Origin of the sequence: Pseudomonas grandcourensis (assembly GCF_039909015.1) — a bacterium.
GTDB classification, from domain to species: domain Bacteria; phylum Pseudomonadota; class Gammaproteobacteria; order Pseudomonadales; family Pseudomonadaceae; genus Aquipseudomonas; species Aquipseudomonas grandcourensis.
The window spans coordinates 608259-622966 of record NZ_CP150919.1 but is presented as its reverse complement, the minus strand read 5'-3'; the positions used below and the strand labels follow the sequence as shown (position 1 = coordinate 622966).

Annotated in this window: 7 protein-coding genes; 1 reads left to right on the top strand and 6 read right to left on the bottom strand. The window is 57.5% G+C overall.

Features of this window, described 5'->3' with window-relative positions:
* Positions 1-8 precede the first annotated feature (8 nt).
* From AABM52_RS02655 to AABM52_RS02645, 3 genes are read right to left on the bottom strand one after another with little or no spacing between them, the layout of a single operon-like run.
* On the bottom strand, positions 9-1436 hold the full coding sequence (locus AABM52_RS02655) for an N-acetylmuramoyl-L-alanine amidase (protein ID WP_347912575.1): 1428 nt from the start codon (positions 1434-1436) through the stop codon (positions 9-11).
* A 3-nt stretch (positions 1437-1439) separates the two neighbouring features.
* On the bottom strand, positions 1440-1910 hold the full coding sequence (tsaE, locus tag AABM52_RS02650; RefSeq protein ID WP_007973252.1) for a tRNA (adenosine(37)-N6)-threonylcarbamoyltransferase complex ATPase subunit type 1 TsaE: 471 nt from the start codon (positions 1908-1910) through the stop codon (positions 1440-1442).
* Positions 1898-3397, bottom strand: coding sequence for an NAD(P)H-hydrate dehydratase (locus AABM52_RS02645; protein ID WP_347910292.1), 1500 nt, complete (start codon positions 3395-3397; stop codon positions 1898-1900). The genes tsaE and AABM52_RS02645 overlap by 13 nt, the downstream gene beginning before the upstream one ends.
* Before the next feature lie 63 nt (positions 3398-3460).
* Here AABM52_RS02645 and queG point away from each other — a divergent pair, with 63 nt between their 5' ends.
* Positions 3461-4531: a tRNA epoxyqueuosine(34) reductase QueG gene (gene queG / locus AABM52_RS02640; RefSeq protein WP_347910291.1), complete on the top strand. Its 1071-nt coding sequence runs from the start codon at positions 3461-3463 to the stop codon at positions 4529-4531.
* A gap of 23 nt (positions 4532-4554) precedes the next feature.
* On the opposite strand, the gene AABM52_RS02635 is transcribed toward queG, so the two are convergent.
* The 3 genes from AABM52_RS02635 to AABM52_RS02625 all read right to left on the bottom strand — a co-directional run bounded on the left by AABM52_RS02635 (position 4555) and on the right by AABM52_RS02625 (position 14638).
* Entirely contained in the window at positions 4555-9408 is a 4854-nt protein-coding gene (locus AABM52_RS02635; protein WP_347910290.1) for an RHS repeat-associated core domain-containing protein, read from the bottom strand.
* Between the two features lie 68 nt (positions 9409-9476).
* A complete protein-coding gene (locus tag AABM52_RS02630; RefSeq protein WP_347910289.1) occupies positions 9477-10457 on the bottom strand; it encodes a hypothetical protein in 981 nt (326 codons plus the stop codon).
* Positions 10458-10621: 164 nt separating this feature from the next.
* Positions 10622-14638 (bottom strand): DUF6543 domain-containing protein, encoded by a 4017-nt coding sequence (locus AABM52_RS02625; RefSeq protein WP_347910288.1) that lies wholly within the window; start codon positions 14636-14638, stop codon positions 10622-10624.
* Positions 14639-14708 lie beyond the last annotated feature (70 nt).

Here is a 14708-nt window from a genome sequence, read left to right as displayed (position 1 = left end):
GACCTGATTCATTCTTTGGCCGCCAATTCGGTGCCCGGAATCGTCAGGTGCTGACCGATCTTGAGCTCATCGCTCGACAGGCTGTTGGCGCTGCGCAGGGTCGCGGGCGAGACCTGATAGCGCACGGCGATCATCGCCAGGGTCTCGCCCGGGTTGACGCGATGGTCACGCGGCCCCTGCACAATCTTGCCGGAGTCGCGCAGCCAGGCAATGTAAGTGCCCGGTGGCGGGTTCTGCTGGAAGAACTGGCGCACGCCGCTGCTGATCGAACGCGCCAGCGCCTGCTGGTGGCTCGACGCGGCAAGCTTCGAGGCTTCGTTGGCGTTGGAGATGAACCCGGTTTCCACCAGAATCGACGGAATATCCGGCGACTTCAGCACCATGAACCCGGCCTGTTCGACCCGTTGCTTGTGCAGCGGAGTCACCCGGCCGATGTTGCTCAAGACTTTCTGGCCAACGTTCAGACTGGAGGTCAGGGATGCCGTCATCGACAGGTCGAGCAGCACGCCGGCGAGCATGCGGTCCTTGTCATCGAGGCTGACGTTGCCGGCACCACCGATCAGGTCGGAACGGTTTTCGCTGTCGGCCAGCCAGCGGGCGGTCTCGGAAGTCGCGCCGCGATCGGACAGGGCAAACACCGAGGCACCGAAAGCCGCGGCAGAAGGCGCAGCATCGGCGTGGATCGAGACGAACAGGTCAGCGCCTTTCTTGCGGGCAATTTCGGTTCGGCCGCGCAACGGAATGAAGTAGTCGCCGGTGCGGGTCAATTCGGCGCGGAAGCCTTTCATGCCGTTGACCTGCCGTTGCAGTTCACGGGCGATGGCCAGTACCACGTCTTTTTCCCGTTGACCGCGGGAGCCCGAGGCACCCGGGTCTTCGCCGCCGTGACCGGCGTCGATCACCACAATGATGTCGCGCTTGCCGGGCGGGGCCGGTGGCAGCTTGATCGCAGGCTCCGCAGGCGTGACCGGAACTGCCGGCACAGTGGCAACAGAAGGTGTCGGCGCTGGAGGAGGCGCGGCGTCTGCGGCGTTATCAAACAGGTCGACCACCAGTCGGTTGCCGTACTGGGCATTCGGAGCAAGAGAGAAGCTTTTTGGCGTTACCGCCTTTTTCAGGTCGATGACCACCCGCAGGTCCGTCGGCGTGCGTTGAGCAGAGCGCATGGCGGTTATCGGGGTATTCGAAGTGTTGACGTTAAGCGGCGCACCAAGGGTCGCGCCATTGATGTCGATGACCAGGCGATCCGGAGCCGTCAAGGTAAAGACGCTGTGTTGCACCGGGCCGGTCAGGTCAAACACCAGTCGTGTGTTGTCCGGTGCCCGCCACAGACGAACACTATTGACCTTCGAATCGGCCACAGCGTCGACGGTCACCGCCAAAAACAACACCCCTACGGCAGCCACCAACGCGCGAAAGCGCATACCTAACCCCATCATCTATTTGGATTCCAATGCCAAAGCGGCACACCAGGCCTCGCCACGCGAGCCCTGGGATAAAATTTTCAGCGAACGCCCGCTGTCTTGCGGGCTAATGGTAATGGTCAGGTCAGGCTTTGGCAAAAAGCCTGCACCTTTATCGGGCCATTCGATCAGACACAGGGCATCGTCTTCGAAGTAGTCGCGGATACCGAGGAACTCTAGCTCTTCCGGATCGACAAGACGGTACAAATCGAAATGGAAGGCGCGAATGTCGCCGATCTCGTAGGGCTCGACCAGGGTGAAGGTCGGGCTTTTGACTGCCCCGACATGCCCCAGACCGCGGATGATGCCTCGGGACAACGTGGTTTTGCCCATCCCCAGGTTGCCCTCGAGGAAGATCAGGCCATGGCCTTGGGTGATTCGGGCAATGCGTGCGCCAAAGTCGCTCATGGCCTGCTCATCGGCCAGGTACAGGGTTACTTCAGACACGGTGCTTGCTCCTCCAACAACTGACGAATGGCTGGGATCAGATCACTGGCCGCCAGCCCACGGCCCGATTTTCCTTGTTGCGCCCCGGCATTGGCGTGCAGCCAGACCGCCAGGCAGGCCGCATCGAATGGCTCCATGCCCTGGGCCAGCAATGCGCCGAGCAAACCGGCCAGCACATCGCCCAGACCGGCGGTGGCCATGGCCGGGTGCCCCTGATGACACAGCGCCAGACGCCCATCGGGATGGGCGATCAGGCTGCCGGCACCTTTGAGGACGACGACAGCTGTATATTTTTTACTCAAGGCGTGGGCTGCGGCGGGACGGTCAGACTGAACGTCGGCAGTGCTCATCCCAAGCAAACGTGCCGCTTCGCCCGGATGCGGAGTGATCACGCAATCCCTGGGCAGATTGACCTGCCCGCCAGCCAGCAAATTCAAGGCATCGGCGTCCCAGACTTGCGGCAACGGCGCATTGGCCGCAGCCGACAGCAGGCTGCGTCCCCACCCTGCCTGACCCAGACCCGGCCCGACCACCAACACCGATACCTTCTCAAGCAACCCCATCAGTTGATTGGCCGACGACGTGCCCAGCACCATGGCTTCCGGAATTCGAGAAAGCGCAGGCGAAACATGTTCCGGACGGGTGGACAGCGAAACCATGCCCGCCCCGCTACGCAGAGCACTTTGTGCACTCAGCAGAATTGCACCACCGTAACCGCGGTCACCGCCAATGAGCAGCACATGGCCGAACTTGCCTTTGTGGGATGCCGGTGCCCGGGGCACCAGACGCGGCAGGTTAGCGATACTCAAGCGCCGGGCCGTGAACTCAGTGCCATCCAGCAACTGCGGATCAGCCTGCAGATCGTTGAACACCAGCTCACCAACCACATCCGCGGCATCACCGGTGAACAACCCCACCTTCAAGCCAATGAACGTGACCGTCAGGTCGGCACGCACGGCACGACCAAGGATGCGGCCCGTATCCGCGCACAACCCTGACGGAATATCCACAGCCGAAACCGGCAGTCCGCTGGCATTGATCGCGGCGATGGCGCGCGCATACGGCTCACGCACATCGCCGCTCAGACCGGTGCCAAGCAAAGCATCCAGCACTATGCCGCGCAATCCGGATTGTGCCGTCCAGGGCTCGATGAGCACTTTTTCGGACACCGCCTCGGCATGGGCTAACGCCGCATCACCCTGCAAGCGCTGCGGATCCCCCACCGCCAGCACCCGCACCGACCAACCGGCACGCTGGGCCAACACGGCCACCAGGTACCCGTCCCCGGCGTTGTTGCCATGCCCGGCCAGCACGCTCAGTTCGTTCGCTGTCGGCCAGTGCCGTACCAGCGCCCGCCACGTCGCCCGCGCCGCGCGCTGCATCAATTCGAAGCCCGCCGTGCCGGCGGCGATCAGGCTCGCGTCGAGTGCTCGCACCTGGGCGGCGCTGTACAGCGCGTCGGGTAATTCATCTTTAGTGTGCGGCATGCGTCTTCGGGCTCCGATGTCTGGCAGAATTATACGCACCTCAGCTCCGGTTTCTCTCGTCTCATGCCCGCTATTACCACAGACCTGCCCGCCCTCGCCCAATCCATCAAGGACTGGGGCCGCGAGCTGGGCTTCCAGCAAGTCGGCATCAGCGGCCTCGACCTGGCCGAACATGAGCAGCACCTGGAACGCTGGCTCGAAGCCGGCTACCACGGCGAAATGGACTACATGGGCGCCCACGGCAGCAAGCGCTCGCACCCGGAAGAACTGGTGCCGGGCACTTTGCGCGTGGTTTCGCTGCGCATGGACTACCTGGCCGGCGACACCCAAATGGCGAAAGTGCTGGCCCAACCGGAAAAAGCCTACGTCTCCCGTTATGCCCTGGGCCGTGATTACCACAAGCTGATCCGCAAACGCGTGCAACAATTGGCGGAAAAAATTCAGGCCGAGATCGGACCCTTCGGCTTCCGCGCTTTTGTCGACAGTGCCCCTGTGCTGGAAAAAGCCATCGCCGAACAGGCGGGGCTGGGATGGATCGGCAAAAACACCCTGGTCTTGAATCGCAAGGCCGGCAGTTACTTTTTTCTCGCCGAACTGTTCGTCGACCTGCCGCTACCGGTCGACCCGCCCCATGCCACCGAACATTGCGGCCGTTGCAGTGCCTGCCTCGACATCTGCCCGACCAACGCCTTCGTCGGCCCCTATGTGCTGGACGCCAGACGCTGCATTTCCTACCTGACCATCGAACTCAAAGGCGCGATCCCTGAAGACCTGCGGCCATTGATCGGTAACCGGGTGTTCGGTTGCGATGACTGTCAGATCGTCTGCCCGTGGAACCGCTTCGCCCGCCCGTCCGGTGAGGGCGACTTCAAGCCGCGGCACAATCTGGACAATGCCGGGCTAGCGGAACTGTTCATGTGGGATGAAGAGAAATTCCTGAGCAGCACCGAAGGCTCGCCGCTGCGCCGGACCGGTTACGAAAACTGGTTGCGCAACCTGGCGGTGGGGTTGGGGAATGCGCCTTCAACGATTCCGGTGCTGGAGGCGCTGAAGGCGCGACGGGAGTATCCGTCGGAGTTGGTCAGGGAGCATGTCGAATGGGCATTGCAACAGCATGCCCGGCGTGACGCTTGAACCGATGACTCGCAGTCAAGCGCTTACCATTGCGGATCGTGGGCTCCGATTTGCTTGATGACCACTCTCATTTCCGTTCGATACTCCAGGAAAAAAACCCGGTCGAATCCGCCAAGGCGCGCATGGATATGGTGCGGTTCTGAGATCAATGCAGGCACCTCCCTGGATCTCCCGGCAGCATTCGCAGCCGCCTGATTGCTCGCTCTGACTTCGCTGACAACTCTCGTGTAACCGCTATAACCTGGGTAAGGATCATAACTGTTGCCCAGATGGGCTCTTGCGGACTCGTGGGGGCTCAAGCCCTCCTCCACCCCTCTTTTGAAGTCGGCATACTTGCTGCGCGCAACATTTCCGGGCCTCCCGTTAGGCGTGAAATCGTTCCTGCCAACCTCATCGACCACCGCCCACCTCTCCGGCCGCGCAGCTGCCGTAGAGCTCGTCGGAGTTTGCGTAGATCCGTTGCCGCCTCTTGCACCTCTGATGCTCCCCCTTCCGCCACCTGCCAACGTCCCCGGCCGATAACCGAATGCCGAGACTCTGGTAGGCGGGGAGGTCAGCAATCTGCTGCCCCACTGGGTGCATGCCTTGGCGGCAGCAAAGCTACCTGCCGAGAATGAACCCAGCCCTGTTGCAACACTGACCCAACCCAACACCTCGCCAGCCACCGATGAAGGCAACAGTTCAGTCGCAACCATACCGGCGATGCCGGTCAGGGCGGAAACCGTTCCCAGACCTAGCGCAAGAATGGCCAACGGTGTTGCTGCGCCAAAAGTGGCAAAACTGGCGACAATCCCCACGACCGATAAGGCGATACCCAACACACTTTGCCAGGAGAAACGCCCTGTAGGATCGACCCGATTGACCGGATCGCCCAGGCAGTACGCATAAGGGTTCAGTCCGCCAGCTCCAAAAGGGCTCAAGCTGTCCGGAGTGAGAAAACGCATCAAGGCAGGGCTGTAAATGCGGCATCCATTGCCCAGCAGATACAACCCTGTCGGCGCGTCAAGGTGTTCGCCATTGAACCCAGCCAGGCTGAACAACCCGCCTTGCGCCGGACGGTGTCCATAGGGGCTGTAAACGATTTCGCTTTGTTCGCTTGCAGTGATTTCGCTCAGAACCGACTGTTGCCGGTCCGTGCCGACCAGGCTGATACCCGGACTGCTCCCCGACTGATACCGCCCCAACAGAAGGCCATCCTGACGCAGACAGGTAGTCGCCTCGTTGTTCCGCACCTCATTGAGGACCCGTCCGTCGCGATAGTAGCGTTGGGTCGGCAGTGCATCCGCCGATGACAACTGGACAAGCTTATCCAGGGCGTCGTAACCAAATTCACGCAGGGTCGCACCTTCCACAGTGAGCACTTGCGTCAGTCGCCCCAAGGCGTCATAGGTCAATGCGCGCCCCTGCTCATCCCGAATCAACAAGCCATTGGCGTCATACTGCAAGGTCACCGGCGCCGGGTAGTCTCCGTGACTATGCATGATACCCACCAACCGGGTCGGATCGACAAGGCTGTACTCGTACGTTGTCCGGTTGCTGCCACCGGGAAATTCGGTATCCAGCGTCAGAATGTTATCCAGCACATCGAAAACATAGGTTTGCCGGATGATCTCGTTGCCCTGGAGGTCACGCGGACGTAGGCTTCCGTCACACTGGTAGCCTGTAAGCCGCCCTCGCGCGTCGTAGCTGAACAACTCATCGCGAACAACCCGACCGCCATCTTTCAGTGTTTTTTGTGCCAGCTTGTTGCTCAAGGTGTATCGCGAGACCAGGGTTTGCCTGACATCCTTACCTGAGTCAAAACTGCGCAAAACCTCTCGCCCCAAATCGTCATAGACCAAACGGGTGGTCAGCGAACAGCCGCCATCGAGCCCCTGCGTATGAATGCTGACCAATTGCCCCAGGGCGTTATAGGAAAAATCGGCTTTTATCTGGTTTTGCACATGGGATTTTGGGCGACCCAGTCCGTCATAAGTAGTCTTGTGCTGATTACCGAGCACATCGGTGTAGGCAAGCAATCGCCCGGCCAGTGAGTAGCTGTATTCGGCCGTTGCTTTTTTCTGGTCCGGGGCCATTGACGTCTCACGCCGAAGTTTGCCCGAGCGGCTAAATTCGAAAGTCGATGTCCATTCCTGCTCACTGCACTGAGTCAGGGCACCCAGCCGAGCGTCATACGTATATTTGGCCACCAGGCCTGAGCCCGGAACGCCCAATCGCTCACGCCGGGTAACCCTGCCACCCAGGTTGGGCTCGTAGCTATATCTGATGCGCTCCCCATCAGGTTTGCTCTCCACAGAAGGGTGTTTCGAACCGCCCTCGTATTGCAAACCGGTTTGGCGACCGCCCATTTCAGTTCCGGTCAGCCTTGAGAGACCATCGAAAGTCTGCTGGCCAAGACTATGCGCTCCTACTTTGACTTCAATGGGTAATGACAAGTGACTGTGGCTGGCGTACCTGGTCTCCACGGTTGTGCCATCGGGCAATACACTGCACAGCAACCGGCCAAAAACATCGTATGTGTAGGTCGTGGTGTTTCCCTCAGGATCAGTCTGGCTGACAGCGCGACCAAGGCCGTCATAGACATGCATCGTCTTGCCCAGGCTTTGCCCCGTGCGATCGAACACTTCGACACTGACTGGCTTTTCGAATCCATTGAACAGCGTAACCGTCTTGCCCGCACCCTCCGTCCAGCGCGATAGCTGGCGGGACACTGGATCATGGTCATCGTGCTGCTTGAGGCCGCCCGGGGACACCGTGGTCTTGATCTGTCCCCAGTCATCAAAGACAAACTTTTGTTCGAGAGGTAACGCAACCCCCGCCAACCAATCGGTGCGCACCTCTGCGACAAGTTCTCCGAGCCCGTCGTACAGTGCCGAATAAACGACTCGCAACGGTCCGCCTACCGAGGAGTCGCTGTCCTGTTCCTCGACCTTCACCACTCGCCCGAGACCGTCGTATGTCACCCGCTGCTGTACGCCACTGGCGTCGGTGTTGAGCAGTGAGGCGGGCGAATTCACTGTCGCGGCCGTGCAAAGTGAGTGGCGCTGCGCCTTGAATATCGTTCCTTCGGCGACGGTTTCAGTCAGAGGTCGACCCACAGCGTCATAGACGAAGTCGGTCGTGACACCCTCCTGGTTTTTCCCGGACAACAGCACCCCACTCAATGCCGAGTAGGTTCGCGAGTCCCTTGTGTGTGTTCCGTCGAAGCCAGTCAGTGCCGTGTACACGCTCAGATTCGCACCCTGAACCGTGTAGGAGAACTCACAATGGGTCGAATGCCCCTGTTGCACACGCGTCTGCTTTTTCAACAGGCCTCGACGATGAGGTTCATCCGACAGATCGAAGTAAACCAGATCCGATTGCATGCGCAGCGTTTCGCCATCCGCTGTCCGCTCGTAAAACGCCTCCGTTACAGGCACGACATGTTGCGTCGGGCTGCCGGTCGCGCCGCCCAATAGCTGATAGCGATATCGAGTGACGGTCACTGACGCCGGCGCCAGTCCTTTGGGACCTTCGGCGGGATAGACCGTACGCTGTTTCTCGAATCGGACAAAGCCCAGAGGATCGGCGGGGCAGCCTTGATCGCCGGAGGCAGCGTAAAAGTCACGGACGGTCGTTATGCCGCTGGGTTCGACCTGCTTCAACAAATTACCGAAACTGTCGAACTCCGTCCGCGTCACCTCTTCGCGCTGCTTGCCCGTGCCTTCATTCCTGTACCGAACGGTGCGACTCAATGGCAAGCGAAATTGCGCTGGTTGCTGCGCAATACTCTTGCCCGTCAGGAGGTGGTACTGCGTCGTTGATGTCGTCGTGACCTGCCCGCGCCGAATCACTTCCGAGAGCAGCAAGTGATACTTGTTGTAAGTCCGCACAGTCGTGCATCGGGTGTCCGAGCCTTGCATGCGCTTTTCTGTCGATGTGTAGCAATAATCGTCCGCGGCCGCGCTCAGGCTGTCCTGCTCCTGCGACCAGACAAGCCCATCATCGAACCCGAGGAAGTTATGCGTGGAGAATTCGTACTCCGTCACGATGGCAGGCTGATTGACCTTCGGGAACACGGTGTGCGAAATCACGTACGGCAGGGTCTCGACAGGCGCCCCGGGTGGAAAGGCGTGGCCGTCTTCGGCGTAACCAATCAGCTCACGTGCGCCCACCGCCGAGTTCACTTCAGTCAGGCAAAGAAACCCCTGCTTTTCTTCATAGGCAAATGACCATTGTTCTGCGGTCGGCAGTTTGATCTCGGAAACCTCGCCGTTACTCAGTATCAACGTGAACTGTGCTTCACATTCCGTACCGGGATAGCGAGTGAGGACGACCTGCGCGTCGTTGTAGGTAATGCTCAGTAAAGTTCGTTCGTTGCTTCTGAGCGTAACCAGTACCGGCCGATCCTGGTGCACGGCATAATCCAGAAAGATTTCGCCACCATTGGCTGCGACGATCCGCTTCGGCACAGCGAAGCCTGTCTGATCGAAGTCTTCGAGTTCTTCCCGCAGACCGCTTTTATGCCACAGTGAATATTGGCCTGCGGCGGAGTGGGTGACATTGAAATCCTCCACATGGGGCTCGGTAAATTTGAGCCCGCCGACAACCGGCACCGCTTTGTAACTGTTGCCACTGGATAATGACAACGTATTGCTCGCCCGATCATAGTAAGACAACGGCAACGACCATCCGACCCCCAACCCGCTATCAATGGTATTGAGCGGGCTGAACTGAAGCGTGATCTCCGGCGACGGTCCATTCAGCGCCAATGAATTGATATTACCCAGTGACAAATTGAACGTGTACAGGCCGGTTCGTGGGTCAACCCCGCCACTCAAGAATTCGGCAAAATTAAACGCATTGGAAAAAATAGGTGCAGGTGTTTTCTCAGACATACCATCATCCTGATTGGTGTGCGTGCAAAGACGCTTTGAACATGAACGCTTCCAGCGCGCAGAAAGAACTATCCATTATCAAGAACAAAAGAACCTGGAATAACAGAATCATCAAAGCGCAAGCATAAATCATGCGCATTTCCATAAACATCGTATACAGCAAAACAAAACACCCCTGTCTTACCAACATACTTATCGGCAGTGAAATCCAAGGTCACCCCTTGAACAATTGACAGCACACCTTTCTTATCATTAACCGGAACAGGATATATCTGAGGCCTATTCGACTCGAACTCCGGCGGCAGAACCAGGAACAATTCCGCTTCATCAACCCCCGCGATATGACAAACCGAGCGCCACCAATAAGTACTATCCAGATAATATCCACGCGCCTCGAACACCGAATGACTTCTGGAAAAAATGTTAATACCCGCATCCGCGCGACTTGACCATCCAACCAATTCAATCTGTTTCCCGTCAACATTCAACCCCAGATAAAAATGGCTAACTGTCGTTGCGGGAAGAGGATTTCTTTTAACTGCACTCAAAGAAAATTTTGCAAGATCGTAGGAAACTGGAGGCTGTGCTTCAATAGTTACGCTGTTAGTCGACGAGTACCCAGCTGTAGTCCCATTGGTACGAATCACTTTATCATTCAAAATGACCACAGCTCCAACCTGGACGTCCAGAGCGACCGTACTGGAAACCCAATAGGTAATAACCCGGGTATAGGGATCAACGGGCGATGGTTCATCCTTCCAGTCCAGTGGAATGTTGTACAACGCTTGCGAGAAGCGGTTAGGAGCGCTGGCCTCCCAGCCGTCCCCCAGCAGCTCTCCGGTTTTGTAGTTGATCAACCTCACCGTCAGATAAACCGAAGGTGGCAATACAACGTTCTTGCCGTTTTCATCAGCAGCGGCAAGAAGCACCTGAACACGAACCTGCATCCGGCCATTGGCATAAATTTTTTTTGACCGGATGCCCGCGCCCCCATCAAATTGAACCTTGAATGTACTTATCCGCGTAGGCTTTGAACTTCCATCAGTCATCAGTTCGACTCTCTTTTAGTGATCAATTGATAGCTTTGCATTACATGAAAAGTCGAGCCCAATGCCTTGAGCCCGAATCCTCACGCCAATAAAACTACAACATCCCCTAGCGAGCCTGCATATTAAAAAGAGTCAAGCCATGTATCCGGCAGCCATACCAAACTTCAGCCTCCCCCTCCCTCTCCCTCTTCACCGCTACTGATTGCACTGTCTGTTGAATCATCATCAAAGTCACTTTGAAAATCGCCCTCATCAGACGACAACTCGTCAAATCGAATCAAAATCTTTCGATCAAGACTCGAGCGCTCGAGATAATCATTAATTCCAGCGACAACCTGCACCCTCAATGGATTGTCACTGAGATCAATATCAATAGCGCGAGTATCCGGAATATCAAAAAACTCATCCGGCACTTCGGTAATTTCATTGAATGTCAGATCAACCCTCGATAGATGTTCAAGCCCAGACAGGCCTGAAGGTACTTCAGTCAACCCGGCATTATGCAAATAAACGTCACGCAGTCCCTTCATGAATCCCAGGTGTGGACTGATCCCCAGTGGATTGTCATTGAGACTCAACAACTTCAGGCTTTCAATGCGTGACAGCCCTTCTGCCGTAGCCTCGGAAAGACGCAAGGCGCAACGGTTGAGCGTCAATGACTCCAGGCGGCGCATCTGAAAAATTTCCATGGGGAAAGTCTCCAGATTGATCCCCTCCAGCGTAAGAAACTGCAGCCCGGTAAACCCCTTCAGAAAGCCATGTCCTTGCAAGGGCTGATGATGACTTCCCAAGACCAACTCGGTCACATGGCTAAAATCGGCCGACAGTTCCGGCAGCTCGCCGATGATGTCGAGGTACAGATAAAAGTGGTAAGGCTCATACGGGCTTGCGGAGGTATGCTTGCGCGACCAACTGGCTTTGAGTTCTTCCATGAAGGCCTGTCTTTCGCGGACTTGATCCGCGACAGTACCGGCATCCAGTGGCAAACCGGTGAGCGGATGACGCTCAGGGACTGCCTTGACCCAGATCTCCAGCTCATTGACCAGCGTGAGGTATTCGTTTTCCAGGCGGGCGACGGCCAGCAATGGATCCCCGGCCACTCGCTCGCTACGCAAGTCCGCCAGATCCTCTTCAGAAAGCGTTGGATAAAGCGTACGCAAGCGTTGATCGATGGGCCGCGACTCGACCGTTTTGAAATCTCCACCGCCCAACAGATAACCGGACCGTCCTAACGCAAGCCCCATGGGCGAACGGGCGTCCGGGCCCACTGGCGGCTGGGCAAACAGTTTTCGCAGCGCAGCGCGCGAGGGTAACGGTTGTTGCTGGATCAACTGTTTCAACTCACTGCCCTGGTTCGGGTCGGCCAGCCCCAGCGCCGAGCGTTGCGCGTCGGGAAGCGCATGCATCACTGCGCCATACAGGGTGTCGAATCCATGCAGTTGCCCGCCAGAGGCATCATGGACCTGATACTTGCCGTTCTGCCTGACCAGCACTCCAAGGACAGGCGCCTCGGGACTGCCAATGCTGTCCAGCAATGTGCCAGTGAACTGTTCGCCGCGCACCTCAAGGCGAACTTGGGTCGACCAGCCGCTGAGTTTTTCGAACATGTGCAGCGCGATCCTGTCACTGTCCGGATGACTGACGGCGTCCAGATAGAGGCCCTCACACGCTCGGCTGAGGCGCAACTCTCGCAAATAAGACAGCGCTTCGTACGCCATTGGTCGGCTTATTCCGAGCCGGTTGTGAATTCGCAAATGCTCGGAAGCGCCTGCATTGCGCCATAGCTCCTTGCCGATGGTTTTTGGCAGCTCGGGAAAAAACCGCCGTAATTGTCGGATTTCCTCTTCGGTGCTGTGTTCGAACGCAAGTTCTCTGGCGTTGAACAACTCGGAGCGATGCACCTGAACCCAGTCGGCCATGCGCGCACGTAACAGCGCGCAGCGAACTTCAATCGCCGGCAGAGAATCGCCAAACCTCGGGTTCACACCCAAAAGCTTTTTCAACGCCGCATCGTCCAATGACTCAACGATGGCTTGCAGGCCCTTGCCATTGCGCATTTGACTTTCAGATACGCGGACCCCATGCATTTGTAGCAGTTGAGCCTGCATCTGTGGATCGACACGCGTATACACCGCAGGATCGGCGCTCAACTGTTGGGCACGGAATGTACTGATTCGTTCATCGAGCCTGAACCGCCTAATGCTGTCTTCAAGCAACGCAGGCGGGCGCCGTGAGTGAACATGCATGTCCCGCAGCACCGCCTCATCGATGCCACTCACTGCAAGAATGCGCCTTGCCGTGATATCGGAAAATTCCGCAACCGAGTGCCCCAGACGCCGGAAAAGCTGCGCACCTCTCCACTCCATTGGGCGCTCGACTTCATGGGCCCAGGCGCCTTCGCCGTTGTGGTTCAGGCGCGGTCGATAGGCGTTCGGCCGCTCCGGGTGGCGCACGTGGTAGGCGCCGCTATCAGGATCGGCAGCCACTTCATAGGTGCGACTTTCAAGTGTGAGGAAAGTCTTGCCAGCGTGATACTCGAGACCCAGTTCGTCCGTAGCACCACCCGTCGGTAACGAGACGGATTGCTCATAAGGCGCGAGGTCGGGACTCCACAAACGCGTGCGACCGTCGTGCAGCATCACCGGTTTGAGCCCCTCGACAAATGTCGATGGTTTGACCGCCAGCACTCTGCCAACCACGGCCGTCGCCGTACCGAAGGCCGCCAACTGCGCCAGATTTTCGGCAATGCCCATCAGGTGATCGGCCGCCTGGGTAACCTGTCCTTCGGCCCAATCGAGAATGCCGGTAAAGGTTTCGTCCAGCAATTGATAGGCGGTGTAGGCCAGCATCAACTCGCCCGCGAAAGGCACGAACGGCATGGCCACCAGGGTGGCGACCTGGAGAATGATGGAGGCTACATTCTGCAGACTGTCCCAAAACGCCCAGCGAGACTGGCGGTCTTCGTCCGCCGTGGGCACAGCGATAACGCGTGCATCGTTGAGGATTTTGTTGAGCGCGCCCTGATATAGCCATTGCCACGGGTCACTCTGAACCTTATGCATGTGAAATCGCAGTACGGGTTTATCAATTGGCGTTTTGCGCCAGGCAGGTCGTGGGTCTGCAGGTTGCGGGGGATGCCACTTCACAACGTTCAATTGCTGGTCGAGCGCGGCAAAAAAAGCCCCGCGCTGCGCATGGTCGATAAACCGGGCAAAAAACCTTTGGTAGGCCGGTGAGCGCAGTTGCTCAATCAATGTCGCCCTGAACGCCAGCGTCGACGGATATTCCTTGATCGGATGCTGTGGATCATCGGGTATGTACACCAAAAGCGGCTCAATACTGGAGGAGAGCTCCAGATCACCCGACAGCAGCATGATCCCGGTCAGCCGGGCCGTCATGATCTGCAATTGATAACAATGCATGGCCGGGCTGCGCACACCATCGAGCAGGCGCAACAGCAAGACCTGTGAGTCCGCGCCGATATCCCCTTTCATCCGCGCCAACAACACAGCCGCTCTGAACGCGTCCTTTTGACTGGCTTTTACTCTGTATTCCAGGCCGGCCTTGGCTACCGCATCCTTCGGTAACAAGATGGCTTCCAATTGCTGTGAGTACTGGCCACCGATATCCAGATCGCGACAAGTCGAAATATAAGCATCAATACCTATCCGCTTACTAATCGACAGAATATTGAAGTGGCCACGAGCATCGGGCTCACTGATAAAACAGGATGCACTGTCAAAGTAACTCGCAGCCGACTCCTTCGCCTCAAAGTTATGCAGCGCTGCATCAAGCAGGGAAAGGGTTTTAACTTTATACCCCTTCAAAATGCCCGTTGGCAGGTAGAGCCGCAGAAACGTTCGGGAGACATCCAGTTCAACACCGAAACGATCTTTCAACGCCTTCTGGAGCAAAGGCTCGGCAAACCGACGGGCATCGGCAAGCGGCTCGAACACTTTATCGAGCCTGGACTGCGACAACCAGGCAGTCTTGATAGCCTGGGCCAGGGCAGCGTGAGAGGCCTCTGATGCGGTTCTGTACCAATCAGCAACGGCGACAGGCGCTTGTCGCAGCGCCTGGCGTCTGTGAGGTAACGCCTGGTTCAGCCAGTTCGGGATTTTTTCTTCGATGAATTGATTACGACTATTACCAGTGCAAGTCTCTGAACATACGTCAACCATTACTCGTCGCCTATAAACTGAAATGAAAATTCAGCTTATAAAAAGTAACAGTTCATAAAGTGCTAAATAA